General features: G+C 53.8%; 16 protein-coding genes. 9 read left to right on the top strand and 7 right to left on the bottom strand.

Features of this window, described 5'->3' with window-relative positions:
* From SYNC_RS13180 to SYNC_RS13170, 3 genes are all read right to left on the bottom strand, one after another.
* Nucleotides 1-321: an urease subunit beta gene (locus SYNC_RS13180; protein ID WP_011620765.1), complete on the bottom strand. Its 321-nt coding sequence runs from the start codon at nucleotides 319-321 to the stop codon at nucleotides 1-3.
* Nucleotides 322-332: 11 nt separating this feature from the next.
* On the bottom strand, nucleotides 333-635 hold the full coding sequence (locus SYNC_RS13175) for an urease subunit gamma (RefSeq protein WP_011620764.1): 303 nt from the start codon (nucleotides 633-635) through the stop codon (nucleotides 333-335).
* Nucleotides 636-698: 63 nt separating this feature from the next.
* Nucleotides 699-1589: an urease accessory protein UreD gene (locus tag SYNC_RS13170; RefSeq protein WP_011620763.1), complete on the bottom strand. Its 891-nt coding sequence runs from the start codon at nucleotides 1587-1589 to the stop codon at nucleotides 699-701.
* Nucleotides 1590-1698: 109 nt separating this feature from the next.
* Here SYNC_RS13170 and ureE point away from each other — a divergent pair, with 109 nt between their 5' ends.
* The 8 genes from ureE to urtE all read left to right on the top strand — a co-directional run bounded on the left by ureE (nucleotide 1699) and on the right by urtE (nucleotide 8699).
* Entirely contained in the window at nucleotides 1699-2166 is a 468-nt protein-coding gene (ureE, locus tag SYNC_RS13165) for an urease accessory protein UreE (RefSeq protein WP_011620762.1), read from the top strand.
* A complete protein-coding gene (locus SYNC_RS13160) occupies nucleotides 2163-2831 on the top strand; it encodes an urease accessory protein UreF (RefSeq protein ID WP_011620761.1) in 669 nt (222 codons plus the stop codon). Before ureE ends, SYNC_RS13160 begins: the two co-directional genes overlap by 4 nt.
* Nucleotides 2831-3433 carry an urease accessory protein UreG gene (gene ureG / locus SYNC_RS13155; protein ID WP_011620760.1) on the top strand — a complete coding sequence of 201 codons (603 nt, stop codon included), beginning with the start codon at nucleotides 2831-2833 and terminating at the stop codon, nucleotides 3431-3433. The genes SYNC_RS13160 and ureG overlap by 1 nt, the downstream gene beginning before the upstream one ends.
* 117 nt (nucleotides 3434-3550) lie before the next feature.
* On the top strand, nucleotides 3551-4846 hold the full coding sequence (gene urtA, locus SYNC_RS13150) for an urea ABC transporter substrate-binding protein (RefSeq protein WP_041427153.1): 1296 nt from the start codon (nucleotides 3551-3553) through the stop codon (nucleotides 4844-4846).
* Between the two features lie 89 nt (nucleotides 4847-4935).
* Complete coding sequence (locus SYNC_RS13145; RefSeq protein ID WP_011620758.1) at nucleotides 4936-6090, top strand: branched-chain amino acid ABC transporter permease; 1155 nt, start codon at nucleotides 4936-4938, stop codon at nucleotides 6088-6090.
* A gap of 4 nt (nucleotides 6091-6094) precedes the next feature.
* Nucleotides 6095-7225, top strand: coding sequence for an urea ABC transporter permease subunit UrtC (gene urtC, locus SYNC_RS13140; RefSeq protein WP_041426806.1), 1131 nt, complete (start codon nucleotides 6095-6097; stop codon nucleotides 7223-7225).
* Nucleotides 7222-7995 (top strand): urea ABC transporter ATP-binding protein UrtD, encoded by a 774-nt coding sequence (gene urtD, locus SYNC_RS13135; RefSeq protein ID WP_011620756.1) that lies wholly within the window; start codon nucleotides 7222-7224, stop codon nucleotides 7993-7995. Before urtC ends, urtD begins: the two co-directional genes overlap by 4 nt.
* Nucleotides 7992-8699, top strand: a complete 708-nt coding sequence (gene urtE / locus SYNC_RS13130; RefSeq protein WP_011620755.1) for an urea ABC transporter ATP-binding subunit UrtE — start codon at nucleotides 7992-7994, stop codon at nucleotides 8697-8699. Before urtD ends, urtE begins: the two co-directional genes overlap by 4 nt.
* Here urtE and SYNC_RS13125 read toward each other — a convergent pair.
* From SYNC_RS13125 to queC, 4 genes are read right to left on the bottom strand one after another with little or no spacing between them, the layout of a single operon-like run.
* Nucleotides 8662-10257 (bottom strand): APC family permease, encoded by a 1596-nt coding sequence (locus tag SYNC_RS13125; RefSeq protein WP_011620754.1) that lies wholly within the window; start codon nucleotides 10255-10257, stop codon nucleotides 8662-8664. The two genes, urtE and SYNC_RS13125, sit on opposite strands and share 38 nt — an antisense overlap.
* 23 nt (nucleotides 10258-10280) lie before the next feature.
* Entirely contained in the window at nucleotides 10281-11147 is an 867-nt protein-coding gene (locus SYNC_RS13120; protein WP_011620753.1) for an aminotransferase class IV, read from the bottom strand.
* Nucleotides 11144-12505 (bottom strand): anthranilate synthase component I family protein, encoded by a 1362-nt coding sequence (locus tag SYNC_RS13115; RefSeq protein WP_011620752.1) that lies wholly within the window; start codon nucleotides 12503-12505, stop codon nucleotides 11144-11146. Before SYNC_RS13115 ends, SYNC_RS13120 begins: the two co-directional genes overlap by 4 nt.
* Entirely contained in the window at nucleotides 12484-13164 is a 681-nt protein-coding gene (gene queC / locus SYNC_RS13110) for a 7-cyano-7-deazaguanine synthase QueC (RefSeq protein WP_041427151.1), read from the bottom strand. Before queC ends, SYNC_RS13115 begins: the two co-directional genes overlap by 22 nt.
* 31 nt (nucleotides 13165-13195) lie before the next feature.
* Here queC and SYNC_RS13105 point away from each other — a divergent pair, with 31 nt between their 5' ends.
* Nucleotides 13196-13717: an ecotin family protein gene (locus SYNC_RS13105; protein ID WP_011620750.1), complete on the top strand. Its 522-nt coding sequence runs from the start codon at nucleotides 13196-13198 to the stop codon at nucleotides 13715-13717.
* Nucleotides 13718-13719: the final 2 nt, after the last annotated feature.

The raw sequence follows: 13719 nt of genomic DNA, 5'->3' as shown, positions 1-13719 counted from the left end.
TCAGGCGTCGAGGGGTCCGTTGATGTTTCCGTTGAAGCCGACCACGCGGCGTGCTCCAGAAAATGGGATCAAATTCACGTCGCGGTTGTCACCTGGCTCGAAGCGAATGGCCGTACCGGCTGGGATGTCAAGCCTTTGCCCGCGTGCAGCGTCACGGTCAAAGATCAAGGCAGCATTGGCTTCTTGGAAATGGAAGTGGGATCCCACCTGCACGGGACGGTCTCCGCTGTTGGCAACGGTGAGGGTCGTGACCTCTCTGTTGGCGTTGAGTTCAAGTTCGCCGGGTTCCGCTAACAATTCACCGGGGATCAGGGGTGCCATCAGAAGAAGCCTTAGCGAATGGGGTCATGCAGGGTCACGAGCTTGGTCCCATCGGGAAATACAGCCTCGATTTGGACTTCATCGACCAACTCTGGAATGCCCTCCATCACCTGGTCGCGGCTTAACCATGTGCTGCCTTCCTGCATAAGGTCGGCCACATTCTTCCCATCGCGTGCTCCCTCTAGAACCAAGAAACTGAGCCATGCCACAGCTTCAGGGTGGTTGAGCTTGAGGCCGCGCTGGAGTCGACGTTCTGCCAAGAGCGCAGCCGTGACGATCAGCAGCTTGTCTTTTTCCTGGGGGCTGAGGTGCATGGTGACCTTGCACTCCTCTTAGTTTCTATCGCTCTTGGGCAGCGGAATGTTCAATGTGAACCCTTATGGCCTCAATGGATATTCTTGTAAAGGCCAGACCCTGGGAATCTTTGGCGATGCCAGGTTTCGCGCTTGACGGGTGCGAGCCCAAATCCTGCTGAACCAGAAACGGGCATCTCGACTGGAGAAGCCGCTGTATCGGGCGATCAGTCCCTGAGGGAGTGCGCCGCAATGCATCTGTCCTTCGAGAGCCTTTCGATCTTGGCGAATGTCATCGAGGAGGTTGTTGATCTTGGTTGTTTGGAGAGGGAAGGGTGCAGCCCAAACCAAGGTGCCGAAGACAGGTTGTTGATTGAGTCCATGGAACCCCTTCAGCGCGTCGTCGCTGATTTCGAGTCTGTCAACAAGTTCCCAACGCCTTCCCTCAGACGTTTGGCGTTGGATTTGAACGTCTGATCTCCAGCATCCCTGTCCCAATGTTTCGTTTGCGGCAGTGCGTCCGAGACGCACAATTTCAGCGCTGAGAAAGGATCCATCCATGGGCAATGTGACGCTGAGGTTTTGTTCAAACAAAGCATCGGCATAGAGCACAAGTTCTTGCGGAAGCCATTCCAAATCACTATCCGCATCAAGCTCTGCCGAGACCTGTTGGCGGGCCCAAGTTCCCAGCGGATGGAGCTGGCTTCGACCTATGGATCCATAGATCTTTTGCGCGGCCACGCTTGTGAGTAAGCAGCGACTGTTTGGTCTTAAGCCGAGGTTGATGCTCAATTGGTCTCCCCCCACAAGGCCACCAGCGGTATGAAGTAGTGGCAGCTCGCAACGCCCGTTCTCGCCCCGTTCGGCCCGCATTAATTTCAAGGGGGCGGTACAGCCCCCTTGAAATTGACTGCCACTGCTGCCCGCAACAAACTGCAGGTTGCAGGTGCCGTGCCATGGATCAAGTCGTTGCATCAACGCACGCTCGACGCCAACTCTCCTCAGCTCTGTAACAAGGACTACCAAATGATGGCGTGCTGTTTGGGCAGTCTTTGTGGCGTGATCTCGTTGGTTGTCTGAACCCTTGGATGTTGGCTTGACCGTGTTGGACCATCGCCTCTTGTCTGAAGAGCCGTGGCCGAACGGCTCCCTCGCTGTGATGGAGTTGCCGTTGAGCGCGGATCAGCGCACTGTGCTGCGTGGACGTCGTCGAACTGCTTGTGGTCGAGACGTGTTGTTGCAGCTGCCGCGCGAGCGAGCCTTGATGCCTGGTGATCGCCTCACCGATGCGCATGAGCAGGTGCATGTTTTGGTAACCGCTGCTCTTGAGGAGTTGTTGCGGGTGGAAGCAGCAACGCCGCTGGCATTGCTGGAGGCTGCCTATCACCTAGGGAATCGCCATGTGGCACTTGAGTTGCATGAGGATGAGCTGTTGTTACTGAATGACTCCGTACTCGAAACCATGCTTAAGGGTCGTGGATTGAAGCTGACACGGTGTTGTCGTTCCTTCATGCCGGAAGGCGGTGCTTACATTGCCCATCAGCACGCATGACATCGCTTGCGTTATTGCAGTTGGTAAGCCCTGCTTTGCCTGTTGGTGCTTTTAGTTATTCGGAAGGTCTTGAAGTCTTGATCCAGGATGGTTCTTTGATCAACGAATTCGATCTTCAACAGTGGATTGAAGCTGAGCTTCAGAGGGGTGCATTGAGGTTGGAGGCTGCGGCGCTAACCCCGTTGCGTGTTCAGCTTCAAAGCTGGGAGGAAAAACGGTTAGAAATGCCTAGTGACTTGATCAGTCTCGATGGGTGGTTGCTGGCTTTGAGGGAGTCGGCTGAGATGCGAGCTCAGCAAGGACAGATGGGTGGTTCTTTGCTGAAATTGATGGCTGATCTTGGGCATCCATTGCCTCAGCCATTGGTTTTGGCGTGGCCTGCGGCCTGGGCTTGGGCTGCCCTGTCGTGGAAGATTTCTGAGTTGGAGATGGTTGAGGGTTATCTCTATGGCTGGGTTGCAAATCAGCTCAGTGCGGCGGTCCGCTTGGTGCCGCTGGGTCCCACCACGGCTCAACGGATTCAGCAGCGACTGTTGCCGATGATTCGTGATCAGGCGAGTGTTTTAAAGGATCAAGATCCGCACACGCTTTGGTGTGGTGGTGTTGGTGCAGGGCTCGCCCAGTTGGCTCATGCTGACTTGTATTCACGTTTGTTCCGGAGCTGATGAGCAGCAAACTCAGGCTTGGTGTCGCCGGTCCGGTGGGCTCAGGCAAGACAGCGCTCGTGCAAGCGCTTTGCAGGAGATTGCGCGATCGCCTGCAATTAGCAGTTGTGACCAATGACATCTACACGCAAGAGGATGCTCAATTCCTCACGCGCTCAGGTGCATTGGAGCCTGAGCGTATCCGTGGGGTTGAAACCGGGGGGTGCCCCCATACGGCGATACGAGAAGACTGCTCCATCAATCGAGCTGCTGTGAGTGAACTGGAGCATCAATTCCCTGGACTTGATCTGGTGATGGTTGAAAGCGGTGGAGACAATCTTGCGGCCAGTTTTAGTCCTGAACTTGTCGATCTTTGTATCTACGTGATTGATGTAGCGGCTGGAGACAAGATTCCTCGTAAAGGTGGACCTGGAATTACACGGTCTGATTTATTAGTCATTAACAAGATCGATCTGGCCTCTTTCGTTGGTGCTGACCTCGGAGTCATGGAACAGGACACATTAAGGATGCGGAGGAATCGACCCTGGTGCTTTACCAATCTTCGTACTGAAGAAGGACTTGATCGGGTGGAAGAATTTGTGTTGCAACAGATACCAAATTGATGCGTATTTGGCCTCGAAATTTCTAAATGGTTCTAATTGATACAGGAATTTCTTTCACTTGATCTGTACCTTTCAGGCCCCGGCGTTGAAGCGTCGTTTCACTTGTTTTTGGAACTCATGAGCTCATCATTGTCCAAGCGTCTATTTGCCGGCATGGCCGCAGCGTCGCTGGGTCTGGCCGTCACTGCTTGCGGCGGTGGCGATGAGAAGGCCTCCAGCGTTGAGTATGACGACAGCGTCACTGTTGGCATCCTGCATTCCCTAACGGGAACGATGGCGATCTCCGAGTCCACTTTGGTGGATACGGAAAAGATGGCCATTGATGAAATCAATGCAGCTGGCGGTGTTGAGGTAGATGGCAAGAAGTACAAAATCGAATATATCGTTGAAGATGGCGCCTCTGATTGGCCAACTTTCGCGGAGAAGTCCAAAAAACTCATCGACCAGGACAAAGTTCCTGTAGTTTTTGGCGGCTGGACTTCTGCCAGTCGTAAGGCCATGCTTCCGGTTTACGAGTCTAAGGAAGCTTTCCTCTACTACCCGATTCAGTACGAAGGCCAGGAGTGCTCGAAAAATATTTTTTACACCGGCGCGACTCCTAATCAGCAGTCTGAGCCGGCGACCAGCTACATGTTCGAGAAGTCGCCTGCTGCCGGAAAGCCTTTCTATTTAGTGGGTTCCGACTACGTATTCCCTCGTACGTCCAACACCATCACCAAAGAGCAAGTGAAGTCTCTTGGTGGAGAAGTCGTTGGTGAAGACTACTTGCCTCTTGGTAACACCGAGGTCGCCCCGATCATTGCCAAGATCAAGGCTGCTCTTCCTGATGGTGGGGTCATTATCAACACCTTGAATGGCGACCAAAATGTTGCCTTCTTCAAGCAGATCCAGGATGCAGGGATTACCCCTGAGAATGGTTATTATGTTATGAGCTACTCAATTGCTGAGGAGGAAATCAGCACGATTGGGCCAGAGTTTCTTGAGGGTCACTATGGAGCCTGGAACTACATGATGTCCATTGATACACCGGCCTCTAAGAAGTTTGCTGCTGACTTTAAGGCCAAGTATGGAGATGACCGAGTAGTTGCTGACCCTCAAGAGTCTGCTTACAACATGGTTTATCTCTGGAAAAAGGCAGTTGAGAAAGCAGGTACTTTCGATGATGACAAAGTACGTGAGGCTCTGATTGGCATCAAATTCGATGCTCCTCAAGGCCCAATCGAGGTTCGTCCGAATCACCACATCTCTCAAATCGTTCGGATTGGTGAGATCACTTCAGACGGTCAATTTAAGATCGTAGAAGAGTCTGATTATCCAATTGATCCTCAGACATGGAACCAGTTTGAGCCCACGTCGAAGGGCTTTGCTTGCGATTGGTCTGACCCCAGCAAGGGAGAGAAGTACAAGCTCTGATCACGAATAGCCCCATCCATTAATGGGTAGCTGTTGGAGGGGCCCCTTGGGGGCTCCTCTTTTTATTTGTTTCGCTTACTAGACCCCCCGTGGAACTGCTTTTCGAAAGCCTGTTTAACGGTGTGGCCATCGGCTCTGTATTGCTAATGGCTGCCCTTGGACTGGCAATTGTGTTCGGCTTGATGGGTGTGATCAATCTCGCTCATGGCGAATTAATCATGCTTGGTGCCTACACCACGTATGTGGTGCAGCTCATTTTCAAACTTCCCTTTCTTGCGCCGGTTTACAACGCCTACGTGCTGGTTGCTATTCCATGCGCCTTTGCTGTAAGCGGTGTGATTGGGATTTTGCTTGAGCGCACAGTCATACGACGTCTGTATGGCAACCCACTTGAGACTTTGCTGGCCACGTGGGGAGTCAGTTTGATCCTCCAGCAGTTTGTGCGCAGCGTTCCGCTTGCTTATGCGGCTGGAATGGTTGTGTTTTTAGTGCTCGGATTCAGTCTTCCGTTGTTTCTTCCGACTCCTCTATTGGAGGGACGTCAATCTCGGCTTGTGCGATCAGGTGGTTGGGCTGTGTCTGCTCTCATTGGTGTGTTGTGCGCTGGTGGATTGGCCTCACAAATCAGTCGTATTGCAAGGGCGACATCCCGCAATGTGGATGTCACCGCTCCGAAGTGGATGCGCGGAGGTCTGGAGTGGATGGATCTCACCTTTCCCGTCCCACGCCTTGTGATCATTGTGATGACCTTCATCGCAGTCGTTGGGGTGATCTGGTTCCTCAACCGCAGTGTTTGGGGGGTCCGGATCAGGGCCGTCACGCAAAACCGTTCGATGAGCGATTGCCTTGGGATTCCCACAGACACGGTTGATGTCCTCACTTTTGGGATTGGTTCAGGTTTGGCCGGGGTGGCGGGAGTTGCCGTGTCGTTGCTGGGTTCGGTGGGCCCCAACGTTGGCACGTCTTACATCGTCGGCTGTTTCATGGTTGTGGTGCTCGGTGGTGTTGGCAATCTGCTGGGTACCGTGCTGGCCTCATTTGCGATCGGCTTGTTAACCGATCTCATTGGAGCAGGGCGTCTGCTCACGATTTGGCCCGATATGCCTGGACCACTGGCTAGCGGTGTTGAATTTTTTGCGACCACGAGCATGGCGCAGGTCATGGTGTTTGCTCTGATTGTGGTGTTCCTTCAGTTCCGGCCTGCAGGTTTGTTCCCGCAAAAAGGCCGCATGGTGGAGGCTTGAACTGATGTTGCGTTCCTTTCAACAACGCCCCTGGCTCTTCGTGACAGTTTGGGTGTTGATCATTGCGGCAATCGTTGCTGCACCATCGGTTCTGCCTGTTTTTCGCTTGAACCTGCTGGGTCGCTTTTTATCGCTAGCGATTGTGGCGCTTGGGATTGATTTGATTTGGGGCTTTACCGGACTTCTTAGTCTTGGACAGGGAATTTTCTTTGCACTTGGAGGTTATGCCGCTGCGATGTATCTCCAACTTAGGAGTTCTATCGATATGCCCAACTCTATTCCGGAATTTTTCAGTCTTTATGGGGTTGATCGGTTGCCTTTGTTTTGGGAGCCCTTTCGATCGCCTTTGTTTACGCTCGTTGCAATTTGGCTGATCCCTGCATTGCTCGCAGGTGTGTTAGGGAACTTGGTATTTCGTAATCGGATTAAGGGGGTTTATTTTTCGATTCTGACCCAGGCTGCTCTGTTGGTCTTTTTCAATTTCTTCAATGGTCAGCAAAAATTAATCAATGGCACCAATGGTCTCAAAACCGATGTCACTGTGTTGTTTGGGCAGCTCGAATTGGGCTCGCCAGAGATGCAACGCGGTTTCTTTTGGTTGACTGCTGTAATTGTGATCTTGGTGTGGATATTTTTACGTTGGGTTGTTCGTGGTCGCTTTGGAAATGTTCTGATTGCAATCCGCGATGATGAACCAAGGCTCCGCTTTACGGGTTATAACCCAACGTTGTTTAAAACCATTGTGTTTGCAATCGCTGGGGGCTTAGCGGGTATTGGTGGTGCGCTCTACACAGTGCAATCCGGTATTGTTTCGCCACAGTTTATGACTGTACCGTTTTCGATTGAAATGGTGATTTGGGTTGCTGTTGGTGGTCGTGGAACATTAGTAGGAGCGATTCTTGGATCCGTTTCAATTATGTATGCCAAAAGTTTGGTGAGTGAGGCTTTGCCAGAAACCTGGCTTTTTATTCAAGGTGGTTTGTTCATCCTTGTGGTAACGGCATTGCCGGAAGGTGTGATTGGTTGGTTCCGTGGAGCAGGTCCAAGAAATTTGATGTCTCGTGTGGGCTTTTCTCGCCCCATCGGTACTTATCCACAACTTGAAGTTGATGGCAATGAGGAGGTGCAGTCATGAGCAGAGTCGTTTCTGGATCCAGCCCACTGCTGGAGCTCACTGACATCACGGTTAGTTTCGATGGTTTTCTTGCCCTTCGTGACCTTAATCTCAGCTTGCGACCTGGAGAACTGCGGGCGGTGATCGGTCCCAATGGTGCTGGGAAGACCACGTTTCTAGATGTCATCACTGGAAAGGTTGCGCCTAGCTCAGGAGGCGTGCTCTTCAAAGGTCTCTCTCTGGTTGGAATCCCAGAGCACCGCATTGCTCGACTTGGAATCGGACGAAAATTCCAAAGCCCTCGCGTGTTTGAAGATTTGACTGTCCAGGACAACTTGGCATTGGCTGTTAGTCGGTCTAAACAGCCTTGGTCTTTGCTGTTTGGTCGCATTCGTGCTGAGCAGCGCGACCAAATTCATCATTTAATGAACATTGTTAATCTTCAGTCTCGTGCCGACTGGAGAGCAGGATCTCTGTCTCATGGACAGAAGCAGTGGTTGGAAATTGCGATGTTGGTTGGCCAGGATCCAGACCTCTTGCTGGTTGATGAACCGGTTGCTGGTCTGACGGATGAAGAAACTGATCTTACGGCTGACTTGCTGAAGTCTTTAGCTGGTGACCACACTGTCTTAGTGATTGAGCACGATATGGAATTCATTCGTCGTCTTGATAGCCCTGTGACGGTGTTGCATCAGGGCCATGTTCTTTGTGAGGGATCGATGGACCAAGTGCAACAAGATCCCCGCGTGATTGAAGTTTATTTGGGAACGATGGAGGACGACGCTCTATGACAATGCTTGAAATTCGAGGCCTTAATACTTATTACGGCGAGAGCCACATTCTTCGAGATGTGGACCTCAGAGTTCGTGCCGGGGAAATGGTCTGTCTGATTGGCCGGAATGGTGTGGGTAAGACCACCCTCCTGAAGTCTCTGATCGGTTTGCTTAAGCCACGGTCCGGTGAGATTGTCTTCGAAGGCCACGGAATGGAGCGTCAGCCTCCTCATCGGAGAGCAAGGTCAGGAATCGGTTATGTACCTCAGGGCAGAGAAATCATCCCTCAATTGACTGTCGAAGAGAATTTGATGTTGGGGATGGAGGCACTTCCGGGAGGTCTTGCTCGAAATCGTCACATCGATCCTTTTGTTTATGAGCTCTTCCCAATTCTCCAGGAGTTTCTTTCACGTAAAGGTGGTGATCTTTCTGGTGGTCAGCAGCAGCAGCTTGCCATCGCTCGTGCTCTTTTAGGTCAGCCTAAATTGTTGCTTCTTGATGAGCCCACTGAGGGTATTCAGCCCAATATTGTCCAGGATATTGAGGCTGCCGTTCAACGAATTATCGCTGAGAAAGGTATTGGTGTTTTGCTTGTGGAACAGCATTTGCATTTTGTTCGACAGGCTGATCGTTATTACGCCATGCAGCGCGGTGGAATTGTGGCCAGTGGCTCTACGTCTGAGCTCAGTCAGCAGGTTGTAGATCGTTTCCTAAGTGTGTGAGTGCGTGGGGTGATACTTCAGGCAAAGCGGTGCTGACCGCGATCGGCAGCACCAAAAGTGCCATACCCGCTAACACTGCGAGATGGGCCAGATTCGAGAGCTCCAGGGGTTGCCCTTTGCTGAATAACTCCATATCTAAAACAAGAAGTCCTAAATAGAGCCCCCACCAAAGCCCTGCTTTGGTTTCAATTGGCTGGCGTTTTCTCCAGTTGTGAAGAGAAAACAGCAGGCTTGGGATTCCGATGGCGAGCACCGCACCCTCCAACGCCGTGCGTCCGCACCAGTTCGTCGCCCATGTCGCCATCACGAAAGCCAGGGCACTGAGTGCGGTGGCACATGGAATCCGAAAATGTCCTTGCTGCTTGGGGAGTTGTTGGCGTAGGGCCAACAAGCTTGCTGGTCCCATGGCTAGGGCGATCATCTGGGCTGCTGTGAGAAAAGCCACAACCTGTTGCCAGCCTGGGCCGATCAAGAACAGGGCGCAGCCCACCACCAAACTGCTGACGACGGCAAGATCCGGAACACCATGTCTATTAACTCGACCCAGAGACTCAGGGAGCAGTTTGCAGCGACCCATCATCCAGCTCACCCGAGCCGATACCCCTAGATAGGCCATCGCCGTTGTGCTGGGGGAGAGTGCTGCGTCGATGAGTAACAGCACCACCATCCAGCCGAGTCCAAGACCAACGGCGATGGCTGCAAGTGGGCCGCCATTTTGGCTGAGGCTTAGTTGGGACCAGCCTTGCTGGAGGGCTTCCGGTGGCACGCTCACCAGCAAAGACCATTGAAGAACGAGGTAAATCAGCAGGCTGATGCCTAGCCCAAGTCCCATCGCTAGTGGCACGTTGCGTTGGGGGTTGCGCGCTTCTCCCGCGAGGTCAACGGCTGTGCGGAAGCCAAGGAGGCAAAAAAGGATGCCTCCGCTTCCTACGGCATTCACAAGTTCTGTGCCGGTGCCAGCTTTGATCGCAGATGGGTCGCTGCCGATTGTGACTGGGATGCTCAGATTCCCCCAGTGCTGACTGAGCAGCATCAACACACCTGCCACCAGCAGGGGCACGATTAACTTCCAGATCGTGAGGCTATTGATCCATCGGGCCAACCCCTTAATGCCGTTGAGGTTGATCCAGGTGAAAAACACCATCAACACGATGGCGACAGCCAGACCGGCGCCGCTGAGGATTTGCGTGCCGTTCCGATCCTGTGTGAGCCAGGGAAGACTGCTATCGAGATAATCGAGCATTGCTAACAGCTCGATCGTTGGCACGCACAGATAGCTGATCCAGATGCTCCAGCCACCGATAAATCCCGACAAGCGACCGTGACTTAGTAGTGGTACCTGGGCCAATGCCCCGGAACTGTTGATGAGTGAGCCCAGCTCCGCAAACACCAGGGCAAGAAGGAAGGAAATCACTCCTCCGAGGATCCAGGCGGGCAGGCTTGCGGGTCCAGCTATGCGGGCGGCGTAGTAGGAGGCAAACAACCATCCCGAGCCAATGGTTCCGGTGACGACGGTCAGGGTGAGGCTTGTGAGGCTTAAGTCACGCCGTAATTCCATTCCGCCCATTGGTCCTGTTGGGCTCAGGATGGCAATGATTTCTCAGAATGAGATGGCACTAAGGATCTCCAGAGGGCTTCTGCGTTTCCTCTGTTTGCGAGTGGTTTGCCATTCACTTGGCTGATCGTCCTGCAGCCAAGACTGTTGATTAATAACCATTGGTCACCCGGTTGCGGTTCTGCTGCAAGCGACTGCTCTTTCAGGAGTCCCTTCTTGAGCGCTTCACCCCTCATCACTCCAGGTAGGCAGCCATCGCTCAAGGGTGGTGTGAGCCACTGGCCATGGCGTTCCATCACAAGATTGGCGCTGCTCCCGCAGCACAGATAGCCATTGGTGCTGAGCATCAATCCATCCTCAGCCCCCCTCTGTTGAGCCTCCCGGCGCACTTGAATCGCTTGTCCATAGGAAAAGGTTTTGCATCGGCTCATCAGGCTTGATGCCTGCCGATATTCATGACGACTGATCCATGTGCGTACGGACTCGAACGTTGGCGTATGAGTTTGCAATGTCATCCAAAAGCGATGCCTGGAGGGGTCGGCTGAGTTGTGATCGAGTCCAATCCCTCGCTTGCTTCCATCGCCTCGACTCCAGTTCAGGCGCAGGGCGCCCTCTCCGTGCTCAAGCCCAAGCCGTTGAATCGCTTCTTGAATCAATGGTTCCAACCATGGCCTTTTTGGGGGTGGCGCCATTCCTAAAAGATCAGAACTGTCGTCCCATCGACTGAGGTGTGCGTCTAACAAGCAGGGACGGTTGTGATGGATGAGGATCGTTTCGAACAGTCCATCGGCGAGCTGTAGCCCCCGGTCGCTGAGTGGCAGAGCCAGCTCTGCAGGCCGCCCCCACGTTCCATTGAGCCAGGCGATGGCGTGTTGTGGCTGAGATGCTGTCACTCCAATGCCTCTAAAAGTGGCAGCAATTTCCAGTCCAGTTCATCGGCTTCTGCCTGAGGATCCGAGTCGGCAACGATTCCGCAGCCTGCATGCACCCGAAGTTCATTGTTTTTGCGTAGAACGGTGCGAATCAAAATATTGCTGTCGAAACGCCCATCCCAGTTCAGCGTGAGCAAGGAACCGCAGTAGGGGCCTCGACCTTTGGGTTCTAATTCCTGGAGCCTTTGGCATGCCCTCAGTTTTGGTGCGCCGCTAATCGAACCCCCAGGCCAGCTCGCTTCTAACAGATCCACCCAGTTCAGTCCGTCCCTGAGTTGGCCGTTAACAACTGAGGTGAGGTGATGGACGCGGGCGTAGCTTTCGAGATGGACCAGTTGAGGAACATCGACGCTCCCAGGCACGCAGACCCTGCCGAGGTCATTGCGCAGCAAGTCGACGATCATCACGTTTTCGGCACGGTCTTTTTCGCTGCAAACCAATTCAGCGGCTTGATCGGAATCCCGTTTTGGATCGGAATCTCGAGGGCGTGTTCCCTTAATGGGCCTTGTTTGAACAGCACCATTGGGCAGCACTTCCATGAAGCGTTCCGGCGATGTGGATAGGAGGGCTTCACCATTGGCTTCACCGCCGGCAACGACTAGACCGGCAAAGGGTGCCGGACAGGCTCGACGCAAGCGTCGAAAGAGCTCCAGATTGTTGATCGATTCCTGCAACGTTGTGCTGGAGCAACTGGTGAGATTGGCTTGAAAGAGATCCCCCATCGCGATCAGTTCGCGGATTCGCTCGACGCCCTTGGCATAAGCCTGCCTGTCGCTGTGGCGTACCCAAGCGGTATGCAGGGGTTTGGGTTTGGGGAGTGCGTTTGGGCTTCGGTTGAATTGTTCACTTAGTCCCAGTATCCAGCGCTCCATTGCGGCATGGCGCTTGGGATCACGCCCCTCAATCCACAGCTCCCGTTGTTGTAGGTCAAAGCGCAAAACGGGATCGTGGCGCCCGATCCAAAGACTCGCTATCGCATCGCTTCTCCAGGCGTTTGTGGGTTCGAGCCAGGCGGCGGCGTCGTAACTAAGCCAGCCCGTCCAGTGCCCCGGATCGAGCGAGCGCAGAGCTTCAAACGGATTGGTGGCTCCAGCTTCTCCAGGCAATCCCCGGCAACAACGTTGCTCGAGAGGGTCAGCTGCCAAGGTGAGCCAACGCCCCAGGTCGCTGGCATCCCCGTCTAACCAAATCAGGCCAGCCTCGCCATGCTCTTCGGCTAGCGCTTGTGCGACTGAATCCGGTTCGATCCAGGGATGCTTGCTGCGAATCAGTTTTTGGCTGCCGGCTTGATTGGAGTTCATGGACGGCCTGGGCTGCATAGGTCTGGCCGTCCGGCGGCGAGCAGCGCTTCATCACGAATGCGGCAGCTGTCGCAGACACCACAGGGCACGTCGCCTCCGCTGTAGCAACTCCAGGTGCGTTCGATGGGAATTCCTAGATGTAGTGCTTCTTCTGCAATTTGCTGTTTACTCCACTCCACAAGTGGTGCCCATAGCTTTGGACCATGGCCTTCACGTCCAGCACGGCTGCTGAGGTCTGCGAGATCCTGAAATGCCTCCAGATAATCGGGCCGGCAGTCGGGATAGCCCGAGTAGTCCACGGCATTCACCCCCAGCACTAGTCGATCGGCACCCCGCGCTTCGGCAAGGCTGAGTCCGATCGCAATAAACACGGTGTTTCGCCCAGGAACATACGTATTCGGGATGATGCTCGTCTCAACGCCGCTGGTGGGAAGGGTTTGGGCGTGATCGGTGAGTGAGGAGCCTCCCCACATCGCCAAATCCACGTTGATGGTGTGATGTTCAGCCAGGTTCAGAGCTTTAGCGATTTCTACGGCGGCATCAAGCTCCCTTCGATGGCGCTGGCCGTAATCAAAAGAGAGGCCAATCACGCGGAAGCCTGACTTGATGGCCAAAGCAGCAGCCGTTGCGGAATCAAGCCCTCCCGAGAGCAGGGCAATCGCGGTGGAATCGGTCATGCTTGCATTCTGTTGCCGTAGGGGTATGACCATGGGCTTGGGATTCTTGAGGCTGGCATTGCCGCTGCTGATGGTTGCTGCTTCAGCTCCTGCTGTTGCGATTCCCCGTCTTGACCTGAGTGGTTATCCAGCACCCAAGCAAGGTCTGAAGCGTTGGGTCATTCAGCCCTCGGGCCTTCTCCCGAAGAGTGACGACGCGCTGATTTCGCCCCATCCACTCGATTGGCGCGTCCAGTTGATCGTGGGGAAGGAGGTGGAGATGGACTGCAATGTCAAACGCTTGTCGGGTCCGTCTTTATCAATGCAGCGACTCCCTCAAGCCTCTGGAAAGGCCTTGTTTGAAGTAAGTGGGCCAGTGCTTGTGCTGAGTACGCGCATGGCTTGCAATTCGGAACAAGCAAAAGGCAAATCTTTCTTGTCCCTTGGGAAGCAGCCCTATTTGATTCCCTACAACGCGTCTTGGCCGGTTGTGGTGGATCTGCCCGATGGGGTGGAGTTGCGCTGGAGAGTTTGGAAAGCTGAGACGCGTCAGCAGGAAGCCGTGAGGCTTTGATG

It is taken from the genome of Synechococcus sp. CC9311, from assembly GCF_000014585.1.
GTDB lineage: Bacteria > Cyanobacteriota > Cyanobacteriia > PCC-6307 > Cyanobiaceae > Synechococcus_C.
Note: the sequence above shows the minus strand (reverse complement) of the source record. Positions and strands in the feature narration are given on the sequence as shown.

What these genes read in the sequence shown, in the direction of transcription:
- SYNC_RS13180 (WP_011620765.1), bottom strand. Translation starts at nt 321, where the DNA reads ATGGCACCCCTGATCCCCGGTGAATTGTTAGCGGAACCCGGCGAACTT.
- SYNC_RS13175 (WP_011620764.1), bottom strand. Translation starts at nt 635, where the DNA reads ATGCACCTCAGCCCCCAGGAAAAAGACAAGCTGCTGATCGTCACGGCT.
- SYNC_RS13170 (WP_011620763.1), bottom strand. Translation starts at nt 1,589, where the DNA reads ATGCAACGACTTGATCCATGGCACGGCACCTGCAACCTGCAGTTTGTT.
- SYNC_RS13160 (WP_011620761.1), top strand. Translation starts at nt 2,163, where the DNA reads ATGACATCGCTTGCGTTATTGCAGTTGGTAAGCCCTGCTTTGCCTGTT.
- ureG (WP_011620760.1), top strand. Translation starts at nt 2,831, where the DNA reads ATGAGCAGCAAACTCAGGCTTGGTGTCGCCGGTCCGGTGGGCTCAGGC.
- urtA (WP_041427153.1), top strand. Translation starts at nt 3,551, where the DNA reads ATGAGCTCATCATTGTCCAAGCGTCTATTTGCCGGCATGGCCGCAGCG.
- urtC (WP_041426806.1), top strand. Translation starts at nt 6,095, where the DNA reads ATGTTGCGTTCCTTTCAACAACGCCCCTGGCTCTTCGTGACAGTTTGG.
- urtD (WP_011620756.1), top strand. Translation starts at nt 7,222, where the DNA reads ATGAGCAGAGTCGTTTCTGGATCCAGCCCACTGCTGGAGCTCACTGAC.
- urtE (WP_011620755.1), top strand. Translation starts at nt 7,992, where the DNA reads ATGACAATGCTTGAAATTCGAGGCCTTAATACTTATTACGGCGAGAGC.
- SYNC_RS13125 (WP_011620754.1), bottom strand. Translation starts at nt 10,257, where the DNA reads ATGGAATTACGGCGTGACTTAAGCCTCACAAGCCTCACCCTGACCGTC.
- SYNC_RS13115 (WP_011620752.1), bottom strand. Translation starts at nt 12,505, where the DNA reads ATGCAGCCCAGGCCGTCCATGAACTCCAATCAAGCCGGCAGCCAAAAA.
- queC (WP_041427151.1), bottom strand. Translation starts at nt 13,164, where the DNA reads ATGACCGATTCCACCGCGATTGCCCTGCTCTCGGGAGGGCTTGATTCC.
- SYNC_RS13105 (WP_011620750.1), top strand. Translation starts at nt 13,196, where the DNA reads ATGGGCTTGGGATTCTTGAGGCTGGCATTGCCGCTGCTGATGGTTGCT.